This is a genomic window from Cryobacterium sp. Sr8 (assembly GCF_004403225.1).
GTDB classification, from domain to species: domain Bacteria; phylum Actinomycetota; class Actinomycetes; order Actinomycetales; family Microbacteriaceae; genus Cryobacterium; species Cryobacterium psychrotolerans.
On record NZ_SOHO01000036.1, the window covers coordinates 1 to 14388 of the forward strand.

Below are 14388 nucleotides of genomic sequence, written 5' to 3' on the forward strand. Positions count from 1 at the left end.
CGAGGTCATCGATGAGGCGGTGATCCTCCCCGAACTCGCCGCCGCCTAAACTAGAACAACTGACCCGCACGGTGTTGAGAAACTCCACCACTCAGCGGGACGTGACCTGGCCATCCCACCAGCGTTCAGAACCCGGCTTGGCAGGGTCAAGGTGCCAACCTGCGGGTGGCAGCGTTTCGTTCATATTTGCATGCTAGTGCAGGGCAAGACTCCTCCTCATGTCCTGACGAGGTCCGCGCGGCGATTCGGTCCCCGGGCTTTTCGTGGGAGTCTCCGCGCTTCTCGGTGCTAGTACCCGCTGTACTGGCTAAACCGATAGGCGAGTTGCAGGACGGAGATAACCACTCCGCAGCTCGCGAGAACAATACCGATGACCGCTTTCCTGCGACCGCTCAAACCCAATTTGTTCGCGCGAAACAGTCCGATACCGGAAAAAACGTAGGCAAGGATGCTGGGAACAAACAGATAGTTGAATAGGGCAGCCAGGATGCCGAGAATGAGGCCGGCTGTTGCCATGCTGTTCTTCGTTTCTTGCTTGTCAAGCGCCAAGGCACGGTGAACGGTAGCCGTAGCGGACTTCGGCTCAGGACGTGCGTGCATGCTGTTGGAAGCGCGAAAATGTTCGGTCCAAGCGGTTCCGTCCCACCAACGCTCTTTCTCAGGCGCGTTCATTGTGGAATACCAGCCAGGTGCAGGCTGCGTCATCAGTCCTCCTCAATCTGCCATCACTGTATTGGCTGTGTCCACAATTCAGGACCAGGGCCGAACTGGCCCGGCCCGGCCCCAGTTCATGGCCCAGATGGGTATCACCGAGTTCATGAGATAAATGGACTGTCGGTTTGCCGTACTCGGTAAATATGAATATTGCCTGTGGTCAGGGCTTTTACTGGTGTGGCTTCATGTTCGGGACCGGCGAATTGATCCCCAACGGTGGCGTTGTGCTACTTGAGCTTGACGGTAGTCACAGGGGAATGGCGTGGGGCCGGAATTGGCAGGCGGTGTCGCCTGGAGGATCGGGCGCGTAGATTTCGGCACCGTAATCTCGCTACGGGCGTCCGGTTGTAATTTTCGGCGCTGAGTGGGTCTGTGTCAGTGCTGAAATGGCCCTCGGACACACGGATCAAACGTGATGTACCGTCCGCCATCCCGGAAAGCCGTTTCACCCACGAACAGTGAAGGTCCGTCAGAAGCGTGGATTTTCGGATCCTTATGCGATCAAGGTGTGCAGATCGACCCCGAAGAGCACGAGAGGCCAGAGCACAATCGCCGCCAGGCCTTCCAGAATGTTGCCGGGAACGTTCCATGCCACGAGATAGCCGTGGGTGGCGGCGACCACTACCCCGATGACCAGGTACACGATCCCGATCAGACCTATTCCGCGCCTGCCCATTTTGCGCCTGCCATTTCGCGTTTCATTGTTCATCTGCCACTTCGGGGTGTGATTCACACAATAGTAGCGCTGGGTCATTCGGGAAGGCCGGGGCTCCTTCCGGTTCGATGTTCCGGGGGCGGTACGGGCGCGGGTGTTCGTGCAGCACGGGTGTCACTGGTCCACAATGACGGTATGCGTACGTTCGGGGTCGAGGAGGAGCTGCTGATCGTTGACCCCGCCGACGGCCGGCTGCTGCCCCTGGCTGGCGAGCTGCTGGCCTCCAGCAGGACCGCGGCTGGTACCTTATCGGTGGTCGGCGACTCCGTCCTCGCGGTTGAATTCAAGCGAGAGCAGATCGAAGTGCAGACTTGTCCCTGCTCAAGCTTTGATGGCCTGTTGGAGGAAATCCGCCGCGGACGCGACGCGGCCGACGCTGCTGCGCGGGCCGTGGGGGCCAGGGTCGCCGCCTTGGCCGCGTCCCCCTCTGCCGACGGGCGCGCACACCACGCGTGGTCCCCGGTATGCGGCCATGATGGACGGCTTCGGCCTTACCGCGAGGGAACAGTTAACGTGCGGGCTCCACGTGCACGTCTCCGTCGGTTCGGACGAGGAAGGCGTGGCGGTTCTGGACCGGATCCGCATCTGGCTTCCGGTGCTGGCGGCCTTGAGTGCGAATTCGCCGTTCTGGAACGGCGCTGACACCGGGTACGCCAGCTACCGCACACAGGCTTGGGGTCGGTGGCCGACAGCTGGCCCGGTCGAGCTGTTCGGCTCGGCTGCCAGGTACCGTTCCCTGATCGCCGGGTATATCGCATCCGGAGTTCTGCTGGACAAAGGGATGGTCTACTTTGACGCCCGGCTGTCCCGGAAGTACCCCACCCTGGAGGTTCGTGTGAGCGATGTCTGCCTGTACGCCGAGGACGCCGTCCTCATCGCCGGGCTGGTCCGTGCGCTGGTGGAGACGGCCGCAAGAGAATGGCGGCAGGGCATCCCTCCTCGCCCGGTCCCGGCCGCATTGCTTCGGCTGGCCCTCTGGCGGGCCAGCCGGTCTGGCATTAACGGTGATCTCCTGCACCCCGTGGACAACCGGCCGCAACCGGCGCCGGACGTCATCGAGGCCCTCCTCAACCACGTCCGGGCCGCCCTGGCCGATTCCGGGGATCTCCACCGCGTGCGATCCGGGCTGGCTGCCATCATGCGGCGGGGCACCGGGGAAGGCCGGCAACGCGCCACGCTCGCACGCACGCACAGGAAAGCTATCCGCCGTGGTCACCGACGCCATCCGTTCCAGCCGCCGCTCGCAGCCTCTTGGCGGGAACCCCGCCGGCGCCGGGATCCTCAGCACAGGTTGAGTTGCAAAAGTGCAGCCGCGACACACGACCGCCAATTGTCCCTCGTCCCAACAATCGGAAGCCTGCCTGGAAATGGTTCGCTGACCGGAGGGCCCATCCAGCGCGGATTCCCCGCAGGTCGCGGGCTCCGGAATTGCCGGTGGATGAAGCGGGAGCCGGTGTCCAGCCCATTGTTGCAGCCTAACGCGAGGGTATAGTCGCCGGAAAGGGGCTCGTCCAAAACGCTGAAGGTCAGATCAGCCGGCGCGGCCTCACTGTCTTCGACTGACGAGAGGTGGAAACAATGAGTGAGGCTGACAAGATCAAGAACGCGGCTGAGAAGGCCGCGGGAAAGCTCAAGGAGAGCGCGGGCAAGATCGCGGGGGACAAGTCGCTCGAGGCTGAAGGCAAGACCGACCAGGCCAAGGCGAGTCTGAAGCAGGCCGGCNTGTGAAAGACGTGTTCAAGAAATAGCGAACGCGCCCGGTACACTCAGGTGCCCGGACCTTCCGGGAACAACGGAAAGGAACACCATGAACATGCTGCTCATCGTCGTGGCTATCATCGCGGTCGTCCTCTTGCTGACGGGCGGTTTTGTGCAGTCGCTGAACTTCCTATTGTGGGTGGGTGTGATCCTGCTGGTGATTGCGGTGATTGCGTTCTTGATGCGCTCGATGTCGGGTCGCCGAGGCGCGTAGCAGGCGTGAACCCAGCCGAAGCGCCGATGCAAGGCTGGTCTTGGTTCCTGCGGCCGCTGTTTGGGCTCACAGGTGCTCGATAAGACCAAGCTGAAATCCGCGTTCACGTTGTGCCTGACGCTGAATTACCAGGACGACCATTCCAGATCGCAATGCCCACACCCGCCGTGGCAACCGTTGAGTCGTGCACTGGACGCGCGCTGGCCACAGGCATATTCTCACCAGCAGCGAAGCGTTCGCGAAACGACGTGCGGAGGTCCACAATGAGCGAAGAGATAGCGACACCACTATCTGGTGAAAGCGGGACGTCCCAGTCTGCGATGCCACGCGAGCCGGACGCGGACAGCCCGGTTGGAGATATGTCGGTAGAGGGCGAAACCGAAGTAGGTCCGTACCCGTCACTGACTCACATCGAAAACATGGAGCAAGCAGATCTGCCAGCAGTTGCCGAAAACGCCGCCGAGAGAAAGCCCAGTCAGGACGAGTGACGGCGCCGGTGTCTGATCCCGCCAGGCAGAAACTGGATGACCAGTTCGCGACCCCTGACGATTGCAAGGCCGCTTGCGTGGCCTTGACCCCCGATGTGAACAGCTCACAAGAGAGAATGTTCATCAGGGGAAACCCACCGGCCCACAACGCAGACGTCGTGGGCGACGAGCCGTACGTGGGAATTGAATTCGCCAGCGCCGCGGTGTACGGCGTGGCTGCCTCGTAGCCTTCTCAAAATTTCAGTGCCCGGATGCAGGGGCCTGCTGCATCCGGGCACTGAAGGGGACGCTGTCTTCAGCAGAATCCGCAATAAGCGCATTGCTGGTGAAGACTGTTGTCCGTTTTTACTCTGAGGCCCAACCTGGTTGGCCACCTCGGGTTGGCGCGAGCACTCAGCTTTGGTGACTGCTTCACCGCCCCGCAGGCATGAACTCGTTCGTGACGGCAACCGGGGTGGGACATGCACACTCCAGCGGGACGACGTTGCGGTTGCGGTAGTCGGTGGAACGCGGGCGGGGTCCGCCGGCCGGTTCTCGTCTCTTGCGGTACCCTTGCTGGTCGGCCGGCTCCGGGATGACGGCTCGGATGCCGCGGTCGCGCAGGTGGGACTCGGATGGCTCGGGGCATCAGAGAGAACCTGGAAGCGTGACACACGACCAGAGTCCCAGTTGAACCCCAAGACATTTCTCAGACACGCCCTAGCTCTGTGCGGGGTGGGCGCGCAAGGGGGTGACGACCGGGCCCTTGGCTTCCTACCGTGAAGGCATGGGCCGGCCTCGGCCCGGAACGGGAGGGCATCATGACCGACTCGGCGCACACCAGATCCAAGCATCCGGCCACACCACTCGCCGGGCCGTACGGCCATCCGTTCCATGCGGTGGTGGTCCCCATCCCGATCGGCGCCTGGGCGGCGGCGGTGGTCTTTGACATCGTCGCCTTCGCCGGCGGCGACCCCGCGGTCTTCACGTCCGGGGCACGCTGGTTGCTCGGCATCGGGATCGTCGGCGCCCTCGTCGCCGCCGTGCTGGGGCTCCTCGACTACCTGCGCATCGCGCGCGGCACGAAGGCGAAGACCGTCGCGACGGCGCACATGCTGCTCAACATCGCCGCGGTCGTCGTCTTCTTCATTGCGTTCCTGCTGCATTTCGGCGACGCGCCGACGGTCGGCGGGTTCGTCCTCGCGATCGTCGGGCTCGTCGGCGTCGGCATCTCCGGGTTCCTCGGCGGCGAGATGGCGTACCGGTACGGTATCCGGGTCGCGGAGGAGTCGACGCAGGCGAAGGCGTTCACGGGCGCGCGCTGATGCGCCGCACGATCGACACCGCCACCGTCATCGTGGTGGTCGGCGCGTCGAGCGGCATCGGCCGCGCCGCCGTGCACCGGTTCGCGGAGCGCGGCGCGGAGGCGATCGCGGTGCGCACCGACGTCACCGAGCCGGGGGCCCTCGACCGCCTCGTCGAGGCGGCGGTGGACCGGTTCGGCGGCATCGACGTGTGGGTCGCCGCGGCGAGCGTGTTCGGCTACGGCGCGATCGACCGGATGCCCGCGGAGATCGCGCGGACCATCATCGATACGAACGTGCACGGCACGATCGACGGTGTGCGTGCCGCGCTGCCCGAGCTTCGGAAGCGGCGCGGGGTCGTCGTCATCGTCGGGTCGGTGTTCTCCGGGCTGGCCAGTCCCGAGGTGTGGGCGTATGTGACGAGCAAGCACGCGGTCGCCGGGTTCGCCGCGTCCATCCGGCAGGAACTGCGCCGTGGACCCGAGCCGGTGGATGTCGCGATGGTGTGGCCGGCGACGGTCGACACCCCGATCTACCAGCACGCGGCGAACTTCACCGGCCGCGCCGTGCACCCCATCCCGCCTCTGGTCCACCCTGACCGGGTGGCGCGCGCGATCGTGCGGATCGCGGCGCGGCCCCGGCAGCGGCGCATCGTCGGCGTGGTGCAGGGGATGGCGGTGCCCCTGCACGCCGTCGCCCCGGCGCCCGCGGATCGCCTGCTTGCGGTCGCTATGCGCGTGTTCGGTATTCGCGGGATCCGTGCGACGGATCGGGACGGCACGGTGAGCATCCCCGATCCGTCGTCGAACCGGATCGACGGCGGCTGGCGGCACAGCCGGGTCGTCGTTCTCGTCGCTCTCGCCGTCGGCATCGGGGCCGTGGGCGTGGTCGTCCGGAGACGCTCCCGCGCCTGAGAACGGCGAGCCTGCGGCGGGGGGAGTCATCCAGCTAGCGTGCGCACGGAGTCGGGAGACACCCCTAGACGGTCTGTAGGGGGTGCTCGCCTTCGGCGATCTCCTCGATGACCTTCGCGCAGAACGCCGGCAGGTCGTCGGGGGTGCGGCTCGAGACGAGGCCGTTGTCGACGACGACCTCCTCGTCGACCCAGTTCGCGCCCGCGTTGCGGAGGTCGGTCCTCAGGCTCGGATAGCTGGTGATCTCGCGGTCGCGCACCACATCCGCCTCGACGAGGATCCACGCACCGTGGCAGATGACGCCGACCGGCTTGTGCTCCTCGAAGAAGCGGCGCGCGAACGCGACCGCATCGGCGTCCATCCGCAGGTGGTCGGCGTTGACGACGCCACCGGGCAGCACGAGCCCGTCGAACGCGTCGGTGTCCGCCTCGGCGACCACCTGATCGACGGCCTGGCTGTGGCCCTTCTTGCCCTCGACGGTGCCCGGCTCCGGCGCGACGAGCACGGCGCGGGCGCCCGCATCCGTCACCGCCCCCCACGGAGCGGTGAGCTCGGAGTCCTCGTACCCGTTCGTGAGCAGGAATGCGACCGTCTTGCCGATGAGATCCTCGGCCATGATGTGTCCCTTCATCCAGGTTCCCAGCCTCCCTCGGCCTGCCCGCGTCGCCTACCCCCTTGCCCGGCGGGGCATCGCGCCTACTAGGCTCGAAGGTTCGCCCTCCCCGGTCTTCCGCTTGGCCGGCCAAGAGCTGGGTCTCGGCGAGGATCTGGGTGCGTCCCATCGCGACGCGGTGCGGCTGTCGATGCAGTGGAATGCTGGCGGCGGCTTCACGACGGCCACTTCGAGTCCCACGTGCTGCCGGCGCAGCGCAGCGGGCCTGCTCGGCGCAGTACATCAACTGGGCTGACCAGCGCGACGACTTGCACTCAACACTGTCGCGGTTTTGCGCCGGGGCCCAATGGCGCAACCGGCGCCTCTTGGGCCAGGGAGCACGATCGCTTGCCGCAGGAGTCTGCACGACTCCCTACGGACCTGACCTGCTAGGGCGACTGGCGGGTCAGGGGTGATCGGGCCCGGTGGCCCAGCGCACCGCGGCGACCGGCTCGGCCGGCTCCTCCTCGGGGCGGGGGGCTGCAGGGTCGGCTGGTTCCGGGTTGAGGAATAGCACACGTGCGCCAGTGAGCACGGCAGCCCGGGCGAGCCCCTCGATGGCGGGGACCTCGTCGAGCACCTGTGTGGACAGGCGCTCCCCGGGTTCCGTGGCGATCCACGGAGGGCCGTCAAGTGCGAGCAGGGATCGTTCGTCGCGGCGCGGGTCGAGCAGCAGCGTCTCGACCTGCGCCTGCTGGAGGGCGTGCACGACCGGGCCGAGACCTCTCTCGCCGCGTCGGCCGCCCCCGGTCGCGGAACGAGCGAGCACGTCCTGCCGATCGCGTTCCAGTTCCTCTTCGAGCCGGATGTCGATCTCTGCGTCGAGCGCCTCGGACGACGCTCCCGCGGCGCGGGTGTGGGTCGGTACCTCGACGACGCGGTCGAGCGATTCCGGAGCCAGGTCTTCGAGGAGCAGTTCCCGAGCGCGCGCGTCGCCCGAGACGATCACGAAGGCCGGCTCGTGCTCGCGAACCATTCGATCAACGGTATTGCCCACCTCTTCGGCGTTGGCGCGCCAGACCTCCTCCGTGGCCCGCTGGTAGCGGGCGTGCGACCAGCCGCCTGCTTGTACCTTGGACAGGAAGTCGGTCCGGCCCTCGACCGCGGTGGTGTGTCATCGACCGCCTCGGGGCGCCCGTGCGACAGACGCAGCCGCCCGCCTTCACGCCCCACCTCCACGATCAGGAACGGGACGTCTTGGGCGCGTTCCCGCAGGAGCGGGACGATGCGCGGCACTCGACCGTGCGTCACGACCTCCGGCCCGATCCGCGCCCCGGGGTGGAACTCGTCCAGCTCGACCGTACCGTCCCGCACAAGGATGGTCTGGCTCGAAGGGGCGGGCGGACCGTCGTCGGTCAGCAGCTCCAGCGCCACCTCCACGTCCGGCTCCGGTGTACCGGCCCTCAGCATCCGATCGCGGATCGACGTCCGGCGCGCATCCCGCTCGGGCGCGGGTGACCCGTCCGGCCCATCGATGTAGAGCGTTGTCCAGGTTCCCAGACGGGTGAGCAGGTCGGCGAGCTCAGCCATGGGTTGAGCCATCGGGCGGCTCGTGACGGAATGCCCGATCCGCCTCGGGTGCGTCGGTGTCGTCGGGGAGGGGCTCGGTCTCGCGGAACGGCTCGGCGTGCGGCGTGCCATGTCCCTGCGTCATCCCGCGAGTCTCCTGTTTCAGCTGGTCGTCCAGCTCGGGGCCGTGCGTGGTGTTTCCTCGTTCTCCGCTCTCGTCCATATCAAAACGCTAGGCGCGCGGCGAACGGGGCGTCGCCATTCCCATCGAACACACAGGATGTAGGTGCTTCCTGCGCGCGGCAGGGACGGTTGCCGGTCAGGGGCGAATCAGTGCGAGCCCGGACTCGGGATCGATCCTCTTACGAATCGGCTCGGGGGTCGCCGTCAGGATCACCTCGCACGTCGGTCGCACTGTTGCCGACTGCACATGGCCACCGAGCACGCGCCCGTCCGCGAGAGCGACTGCGGCGTGCGCGTGCAATTGGGGCTCGCCGTCTCGCTCGGCGATGTCGCCATTCAGCGAGACCAACTCCACCTGCTCACTCAGATCCACGGACGTGCGGTATTGCTTGGTATCCCACTCGAAGTAGGCCAGCCGAACCGACGAGAAGGCGCCGATAGCCCGAATCGAGGCACCGAGGATCTGTCGCTCGCGGGCGAAGGAGGTGAGGGACTCGACGATCTCCTCATCGGTGTCGAGAACGATCAGCCACGTAGTCTCGGGAGCCTCCAGTCGATCAACACGCACCTGTGTTGCCCCTTCCGGATATGCGGGTGAAAACCGTGACCTGTCCCGAGCGGCGAAAGGCTCCAGCGGTACGAAACCATCTGGAGCCTTCCTATGCGATCTGTGGTTTTCACCTCTTCTCGCAATTCGACGCTACGCCGCCTGCGGCAGGGATGCAACCCCGTTGCCGTTCACTTCGACATGTTCCTACGGTGGAGTGAATATCTGACAGGTGACACGACGCGATAGATGGGAAACGAGATGGCGAACGAACCGGAGAGCCCCGTACGAGACAAGAACTACAACCTGATCTGGGCACTGGAAGCTTCCTTGCACAACATCTGGAAGCTGGAGACCTACATCCAGGACGCGGAGGAAGAGGGTGACAGCGAACTTGCGGAATGGTTCCGCAAGATCCAGCACAACAATCGCAAGGCCGGCGACCAGGGCAAGCGGATGCTGGCTGAACGACTCCAACGCGAGGAGACCTGACCTGAGGTCGCTCGAGCCTCCGTCGCGACCCTCGACCTAACTCGTCGTTCGGATCAGATGGCGCGCAAGTAACGAGGAGTGGTGATGGACGAGGACACACTGATGGGCCAAGTGCAGAACCGGGTGCGGCTCAGCAGTCGAGCGGATGCGGAGCGTGCAGTTCGCTCGACGCTTGAGACGCTCGCCGAGCGGATACCCGCTGGGCTCGCCAGCAATCTCGCTGCGCAGCTTCCCCACGAGGTGGGCGAGCACCTGCGGCGGGTGGCAGACGACCCATCGCATGAGTCAGGCGAACGGTTCGACCGCGACGAGTTCATCCATCGGATCAGCGACCGCGCCGGCGTCGACGATCCGCAGGCTGCCTACCTCGCACGAGTCGTGTTCGAAGTGATCGACGAAGCAGCCAGTCTTGTCATGGACACAGTTCGCGGAGTACTGCCCGAAGACCTGCAGCAACTCACGAGCGCGGGCAGCTCGGGCAAACTCGACGAGCCGTGAGCCCGGCCCTGTTCCGCATCGGCCCGAACCCACGGGGCGCGCGATGACGGAGAAAAGCGAGCACCAGGGACTCACAGTTTCTGACATCATCGTGCGGCGGTTGCAGGACTGGGGGGTCGCGCGGGTCTACGGCTACAGCGGCGACGGCGTCAATGGCCTCCTCGACGCACTCCGGCGTGCGAACGGCACACCGACGTTCATCCAGGCGCGTCACGAGGAAAACGCCGCGTTGATGGCGGTCGGCGAGGCCAAGTACGGCGGCACAGTCGGCGTAATCGTTTCCACCCAGGGACCGGGAGCGGTGCACCTACTCAACGGCCTCTACGACGCCAAGCTCGACGGGGTCCCCGTGGTTGCCCTCGTCGGGCAGCAGCACAGGAGCGTGCTCGGCTCCGGCTACATGCAGGAAGTCGACATCGCAACCCTCATGGCGGACGTCGCCGTGTACGTCGCTCAGGTCTCATCCGCTGAGCAGATCCCAATGGTGATCGACCGCGCCTTCCGCAAGGCGCTAAGCCGCCGCGGTCCGGCTGTCGTCATCCTTCCCCACGATGTCCAGTCCGCGGACGCCCCCGAGCACCCCCACGAGCACGGCGTCGTCGTGACGAGCGCCACATACTCCGCTCCGGAGGTGCGGTCCAGCTCGGATCAGCTCCGCGCCGCAGCGGAGCTGCTTTCAGTCGGCGAGCGACCCGTCATGCTTGTCGGGCGTGGCGCCGCCGAAGCGAAAGAGGCCGTCATCGAACTCGCCGAGTCGCTCGGTGCAGCTATCGTCACCAGCCTTCTCGGCAAGCCATACGTCGATGAGAGCCATCCGCTGGTGGCGGGAACGATGGGACATCTTGGTACCACCGCAAGTGCCGAACTTCTCGGCGAGTGCGACGGCCTCCTCATCGTCGGCTCTAACGACCCCTGGACAGAGTTCTATCCGGCACCAGGCCAGGCACGTGCCGTGCAGATCGACATCGACCCCGCCACCATCGGCAACCGCTATCCCGTCGAAGTAGCGATCACGTCGGATGCCGAGCCCGCGCTGCGCTCGCTACTGACGCTGGTACGCCCGAGAAATCGGGAGCGTTGGAGCTCGCGAGTGCACGACGCCGTACGCCGTTGGCATCGCATCCGCGTGGCGCGTGCCGAGGTCGATGCAGATCCTCTGAACCCCGAGGCCGTAGTCATGGCCCTCAACGTCCGACTCCCCGGCAATGCCGCCCTCGCACTCGATGTCGGCAGCGTCGTCTACTGGTACGCCCGCCAACTGCAGCTTCCTCCCGGCGTTCAGGCGCACGTGTCATCCACCCTGGCGAGCATGGGATGCGGGCTGCCCTACGGCATCGCAGCGAAGCTGACGGACCCCGCCCGGCCAGTCGTGGTCCTCGCTGGCGATGGTGGAATGCAGATGACAGGAATCGCCGAACTCGTGACTGTCGCATCGCGGTGGCAGGACTGGCCCGACCCGCGTTTCATTGTGGCTGTGTTCGACAACGGAGACCTCGCCGAAGTGAGTTGGGAGCAACGCGAGATGGAAGGCTCGCCGCGATTCCCGGCGAGCCAAGCACTTCCAGCCTTCCCCTACGCCGAGTATGCCCGCATTATCGGCCTCGCCGGCGAGGCCGTGAGAATGCGGGATGACCTCGGCGACGCCTGGGATCGCGCATTCGCGAGCGATCGTCCCTACGTCCTTCATTTCCGCACCGATCCCGCCGTTCCGCTCCTACCGCCGTTGAGCACCGCGGGGAAGAAGATCGACGTGATGCGCGCGGCGCTCGAGATCGAGCGGTCGGAAGGTGGCGGCATGGCGGCGCGGGCGCTTCACCTCCTTGAGGAATACGTCGCGATCGAACGTGACGACTCGAACGGCGGATGACGCTGAGCGAATTCCTCGCTTCGTCAGGACTCGGATCTAGCGCGGGGCGTTTGCAGATCGGGGGAGTACGCTGCCGTAGCGGCTGGCTCTCTCATGCCCGGCCGCGGAACGCGGCCATCGTCGTCCGCGTGCCCAACGCTCGAGCGCTTCGCTCACACCCCGACGGTGCTCGAGTAGGGAGATGGAGGCGCTTCGCCGAGGCCGACGATGATGGCTCATCATCGGTCGGGTCGTCGCGCCCGCCCTATGTCGGCTCGTCGCCGACCGTCGAGTTGCCGTCGCTCGGCACGCTCGCGGCGGGCGCGCCTGCCGTCTCCTCGCGCCTGCCCTCCTGGGCTTCGAACTCCGAGTTCCCGCGGTCCTCCGCCGCGGAGCGGTCCGACTTCGGCGGGACGACCTCCTCCGTGGTGTTCGAGGCCATCTGACCATCCGCAGTGGGCATCACCTGATCGTTCATCAGACCGTCGGAGTCGTTGGGCTGGCTGCCCTCGGGGCCGAACATCGCCATCAGAGCAGCGCGTGCCCGGGGGAGCTCCCGGTGCCGCCGGTCTGCGGCACCGAGTGGGCGTCCGGCTCGTCTGGCGCCGCCGCGGGCGCAGTTTCGAACGGTGCGGCTCCCGAGCCGGGAGTCGGCCGAGGGGCGTCCGACGCCGCGGGCGACGGAGATGCCGACGACGGCGCGGCGCGGTCGCCGAGCTCTGGGTGGTGGTTTATCGAATGACGTCCCATCTGCATTTCCTTTCCCAGCCCGATAAGCCGCGGTTCGCGTTCATCGATGCGTCGCCGGTCGTGAGTTCGTCGTTGGCGCCCCAGGCTGAGCCGAACGACTCCTCGGGCTAGCCGACCGCAGCCTGATCCACATCGCCCGGGCCATATTTGGGGTCGGTCACGGGAGCGCGTCCCCGCCGGTCGGCGTTCCTGGGCTGGGTATCGTGCCGTTGTTCGCCTCGTCGGGCGCGTATGGCGGCGGCTCGCTCGGAGTAATCTCGGGCGACGCGGGCTCCCTCTCGGGGTCGGGCGCCGTGGGGGCGTCCGGCAACTCGGGGGCTTCCGGCGCTCCGGGCACGCCGGGTTCGACGTCCTTCGCGGATCCGTTCTCGCGGTCGAAGTCGCTTTGTGCCATGTCGCTTCCTTTCCGGTCGCGGCCCGTGCACGGGCCGCCAGCGGTTCTTGGGGCCGCTTGTCGTCGCGGTGCTTGGGTGCGTCGTCTTGTGGCATGATTTATGCCCTGTCGACCAATTCGGTGTGCCCGGTGCTGCGGGCGCAGTGGGCACAACAGTAGATCCCATCTTCGGCTTCGACGCCATGGCCCAGGATCCGGCAGCCGCAGTGCATGCAGACGGGCGCCATCAATGTGATCGCGCACTCGAAGCTGTCGAACGTGCCGGTCGTGTCGGCACGTTCGATGGTGAACGTCTTGTCGTACTCGTTGCCGCAGGTGTCGCAGGTTGCCACGGCTCCTCCTTCGATTGGGTCGGTCCTTCGTGCTTACGCCCTTTCTCCCGGTTTGGCTAGGGGTCAGGTTTCTTCGACGGCGCTCGAACGGGGACGTAGCGTGGAGAGGGCAGCAGTTCATTCGCTCTCGCGATGGCGGGCTGCCCAGAGTGGGTGATCCTCCCGAGAGCGTCCGGCGCAACTAGCCGGTGAAACGACGACGAAGGAGAACATCATGAACAACCCGGACACGGGAACACTGGTCAGACTAAGTGAGACCGATCAGACGGTTGCCGACCGCGAGGAGGACATTCGCGGACGTGACGTCAGAGATAGAAACGGCGACGACCTCGGCAAGGTCAAGGATCTGCTGATCGACGGCACTGAGCGTCGGGTGCGGTTCCTCGACGTGGCCTCGGGAGGGTTTCTGGGCATCGGCCAGGACATGACTCTCATCCCGGTCGACGCCATCACCGCCATCACGGAGGACGAGGTGCGGATCGGCCAGACCCGCGAGAACGTCGCCGACGCCCCTGCCTACGACCCGGAACTGGTCCGAGAACGCGACACCTACGGCGGCGTTCTGGGCTACTACGGGTACGGGCCATTCTGGGGTTCGGACTATCGGTACCCCGACTATCCGCACGACCGCTAGGCATCCACCGGGGGGTTGCTTCCCTGGGTTGGCGGGCGTAGCGTCAAAAGTGCGAACGAGGTGAAAACCACGATTCGCACAGAAGGGCTCCAGTGGTCACGATCACCGGAGCCTTTCGCCATGTTTGACGAAACCTCGCTGGCTAGTCGAGTGTTGCCGCACTCGCCACGACAGTTGCGGTGACGACCGCGGTCGCCGCGATCGTCAGCATTGCCGCGGCCAGGAGCATGAGCCGGCGCCGGCCGGCGGGGATGACGATCCGAGCGACGATCATCGCAATGTAGAGAGTGGCTACCGCTATGGCGCCGGTCAGCGCAACGCCTGGCGGTGGGAGCTGCGTCATCGGCATCAGGACTGCAAGAGAAACGCCTGTGAAGATGCCGCCGACGATGAGCCAAATCCGTCCGGTCGAGGTGGTCAGAGCTGGCTGACTTCTGATTCTGGTGGGATCTGTGGTCATGGGTG

The 14388-nt window shown here is 65.9% G+C and carries 20 protein-coding genes and 2 pseudogenes; 10 read left to right on the forward strand and 12 right to left on the reverse strand.

The annotated features are described in order from the left end of the window. Nucleotides 1-91 precede the first annotated feature (91 nt). From E3T54_RS17675 to E3T54_RS05820, 3 genes are all read right to left on the reverse strand, one after another. Entirely contained in the window at nucleotides 92-184 is a 93-nt protein-coding gene (locus E3T54_RS17675; protein ID WP_134474949.1) for a DUF2510 domain-containing protein, read from the reverse strand. Between the two features lie 104 nt (nucleotides 185-288). After that, nucleotides 289-705, reverse strand: a complete 417-nt coding sequence (locus E3T54_RS05815) for a DUF2510 domain-containing protein (RefSeq protein ID WP_134474950.1) — start codon at nucleotides 703-705, stop codon at nucleotides 289-291. Nucleotides 706-1207: 502 nt separating this feature from the next. Further along, complete coding sequence (locus tag E3T54_RS05820) at nucleotides 1208-1468, reverse strand: hypothetical protein (RefSeq protein ID WP_134474951.1); 261 nt, start codon at nucleotides 1466-1468, stop codon at nucleotides 1208-1210. Nucleotides 1469-1564: 96 nt separating this feature from the next. Between E3T54_RS05820 and E3T54_RS05825 the strand changes: the two are divergent. From E3T54_RS05825 to E3T54_RS05835, 4 genes and pseudogenes are all read left to right on the forward strand, one after another. Next, nucleotides 1565-2921, forward strand: a pseudogene (locus E3T54_RS05825) (glutamate--cysteine ligase). Between the two features lie 86 nt (nucleotides 2922-3007). Then, nucleotides 3008-3157 carry a CsbD family protein gene (locus E3T54_RS05830; RefSeq protein WP_166804845.1) on the forward strand — a complete coding sequence of 50 codons (150 nt, stop codon included), beginning with the start codon at nucleotides 3008-3010 and terminating at the stop codon, nucleotides 3155-3157. A 79-nt stretch (nucleotides 3158-3236) separates the two neighbouring features. After that, nucleotides 3237-3401, forward strand: coding sequence for a DUF2207 domain-containing protein (locus E3T54_RS16720; protein WP_166804846.1), 165 nt, complete (start codon nucleotides 3237-3239; stop codon nucleotides 3399-3401). Nucleotides 3402-3664: 263 nt separating this feature from the next. Beyond that, entirely contained in the window at nucleotides 3665-3889 is a 225-nt protein-coding gene (locus E3T54_RS05835; RefSeq protein ID WP_134474952.1) for a hypothetical protein, read from the forward strand. A 462-nt stretch (nucleotides 3890-4351) separates the two neighbouring features. On the opposite strand, the pseudogene E3T54_RS17260 reads toward E3T54_RS05835, so the two are convergent. Next, a pseudogene (locus E3T54_RS17260) lies at nucleotides 4352-4498 on the reverse strand (IS5/IS1182 family transposase); the annotation flags it as partial. Between the two features lie 149 nt (nucleotides 4499-4647). Between E3T54_RS17260 and E3T54_RS05845 the strand changes: the two are divergent. Both E3T54_RS05845 and E3T54_RS05850 read left to right on the forward strand, forming a co-directional pair. Beyond that, nucleotides 4648-5193, forward strand: a complete 546-nt coding sequence (locus tag E3T54_RS05845) for a DUF2231 domain-containing protein (protein ID WP_241977081.1) — start codon at nucleotides 4648-4650, stop codon at nucleotides 5191-5193. Continuing rightward, nucleotides 5193-6086: an SDR family NAD(P)-dependent oxidoreductase gene (locus E3T54_RS05850; RefSeq protein ID WP_134474953.1), complete on the forward strand. Its 894-nt coding sequence runs from the start codon at nucleotides 5193-5195 to the stop codon at nucleotides 6084-6086. The genes E3T54_RS05845 and E3T54_RS05850 overlap by 1 nt, the downstream gene beginning before the upstream one ends. A gap of 64 nt (nucleotides 6087-6150) precedes the next feature. On the opposite strand, the gene E3T54_RS05855 is transcribed toward E3T54_RS05850, so the two are convergent. From E3T54_RS05855 to E3T54_RS05875, 4 genes are all read right to left on the reverse strand, one after another. Continuing rightward, nucleotides 6151-6717 (reverse strand): type 1 glutamine amidotransferase domain-containing protein, encoded by a 567-nt coding sequence (locus E3T54_RS05855; RefSeq protein WP_241977082.1) that lies wholly within the window; start codon nucleotides 6715-6717, stop codon nucleotides 6151-6153. Between the two features lie 427 nt (nucleotides 6718-7144). Beyond that, nucleotides 7145-7819, reverse strand: coding sequence for a Vms1/Ankzf1 family peptidyl-tRNA hydrolase (locus E3T54_RS05860; RefSeq protein WP_166804847.1), 675 nt, complete (start codon nucleotides 7817-7819; stop codon nucleotides 7145-7147). Nucleotides 7820-8260: 441 nt separating this feature from the next. Then, nucleotides 8261-8470, reverse strand: a complete 210-nt coding sequence (locus E3T54_RS05870) for a hypothetical protein (RefSeq protein ID WP_134474956.1) — start codon at nucleotides 8468-8470, stop codon at nucleotides 8261-8263. A gap of 96 nt (nucleotides 8471-8566) precedes the next feature. Continuing rightward, nucleotides 8567-8998 carry a PPC domain-containing DNA-binding protein gene (locus E3T54_RS05875; protein WP_134474957.1) on the reverse strand — a complete coding sequence of 144 codons (432 nt, stop codon included), beginning with the start codon at nucleotides 8996-8998 and terminating at the stop codon, nucleotides 8567-8569. A gap of 240 nt (nucleotides 8999-9238) precedes the next feature. Here E3T54_RS05875 and E3T54_RS05880 point away from each other — a divergent pair, with 240 nt between their 5' ends. From E3T54_RS05880 to E3T54_RS05890, 3 genes are all read left to right on the forward strand, one after another. Further along, the gene (locus E3T54_RS05880) at nucleotides 9239-9469 is read left to right on the forward strand and encodes a hypothetical protein (RefSeq protein WP_104131220.1); all 231 of its coding nucleotides are present in this window, start codon (nucleotides 9239-9241) and stop codon (nucleotides 9467-9469) included. Between the two features lie 84 nt (nucleotides 9470-9553). Beyond that, nucleotides 9554-9967: a DUF2267 domain-containing protein gene (locus tag E3T54_RS05885; RefSeq protein ID WP_134474958.1), complete on the forward strand. Its 414-nt coding sequence runs from the start codon at nucleotides 9554-9556 to the stop codon at nucleotides 9965-9967. Nucleotides 9968-10010: 43 nt separating this feature from the next. Continuing rightward, nucleotides 10011-11834, forward strand: a complete 1824-nt coding sequence (locus tag E3T54_RS05890) for a thiamine pyrophosphate-requiring protein (protein ID WP_134474959.1) — start codon at nucleotides 10011-10013, stop codon at nucleotides 11832-11834. Between the two features lie 244 nt (nucleotides 11835-12078). Here E3T54_RS05890 and E3T54_RS05895 read toward each other — a convergent pair whose 3' ends face one another. The 3 genes from E3T54_RS05895 to E3T54_RS05905 all read right to left on the reverse strand — a co-directional run bounded on the left by E3T54_RS05895 (nucleotide 12079) and on the right by E3T54_RS05905 (nucleotide 13289). After that, nucleotides 12079-12342, reverse strand: coding sequence for a hypothetical protein (locus tag E3T54_RS05895; protein WP_134474960.1), 264 nt, complete (start codon nucleotides 12340-12342; stop codon nucleotides 12079-12081). A 378-nt stretch (nucleotides 12343-12720) separates the two neighbouring features. Then, the gene (locus E3T54_RS05900) at nucleotides 12721-12957 is read right to left on the reverse strand and encodes a hypothetical protein (protein ID WP_134474961.1); all 237 of its coding nucleotides are present in this window, start codon (nucleotides 12955-12957) and stop codon (nucleotides 12721-12723) included. A gap of 98 nt (nucleotides 12958-13055) precedes the next feature. After that, nucleotides 13056-13289 carry a hypothetical protein gene (locus tag E3T54_RS05905; protein WP_104195555.1) on the reverse strand — a complete coding sequence of 78 codons (234 nt, stop codon included), beginning with the start codon at nucleotides 13287-13289 and terminating at the stop codon, nucleotides 13056-13058. Between the two features lie 214 nt (nucleotides 13290-13503). Between E3T54_RS05905 and E3T54_RS05910 the strand changes: the two genes are divergently transcribed. Continuing rightward, nucleotides 13504-13923 carry a PRC-barrel domain-containing protein gene (locus E3T54_RS05910; RefSeq protein ID WP_134474962.1) on the forward strand — a complete coding sequence of 140 codons (420 nt, stop codon included), beginning with the start codon at nucleotides 13504-13506 and terminating at the stop codon, nucleotides 13921-13923. Between the two features lie 142 nt (nucleotides 13924-14065). On the opposite strand, the gene E3T54_RS05915 is transcribed toward E3T54_RS05910, so the two are convergent. Continuing rightward, nucleotides 14066-14266, reverse strand: coding sequence for a hypothetical protein (locus tag E3T54_RS05915; protein ID WP_134474963.1), 201 nt, complete (start codon nucleotides 14264-14266; stop codon nucleotides 14066-14068). Between the last annotated feature and the right edge of the window lie 122 nt (nucleotides 14267-14388).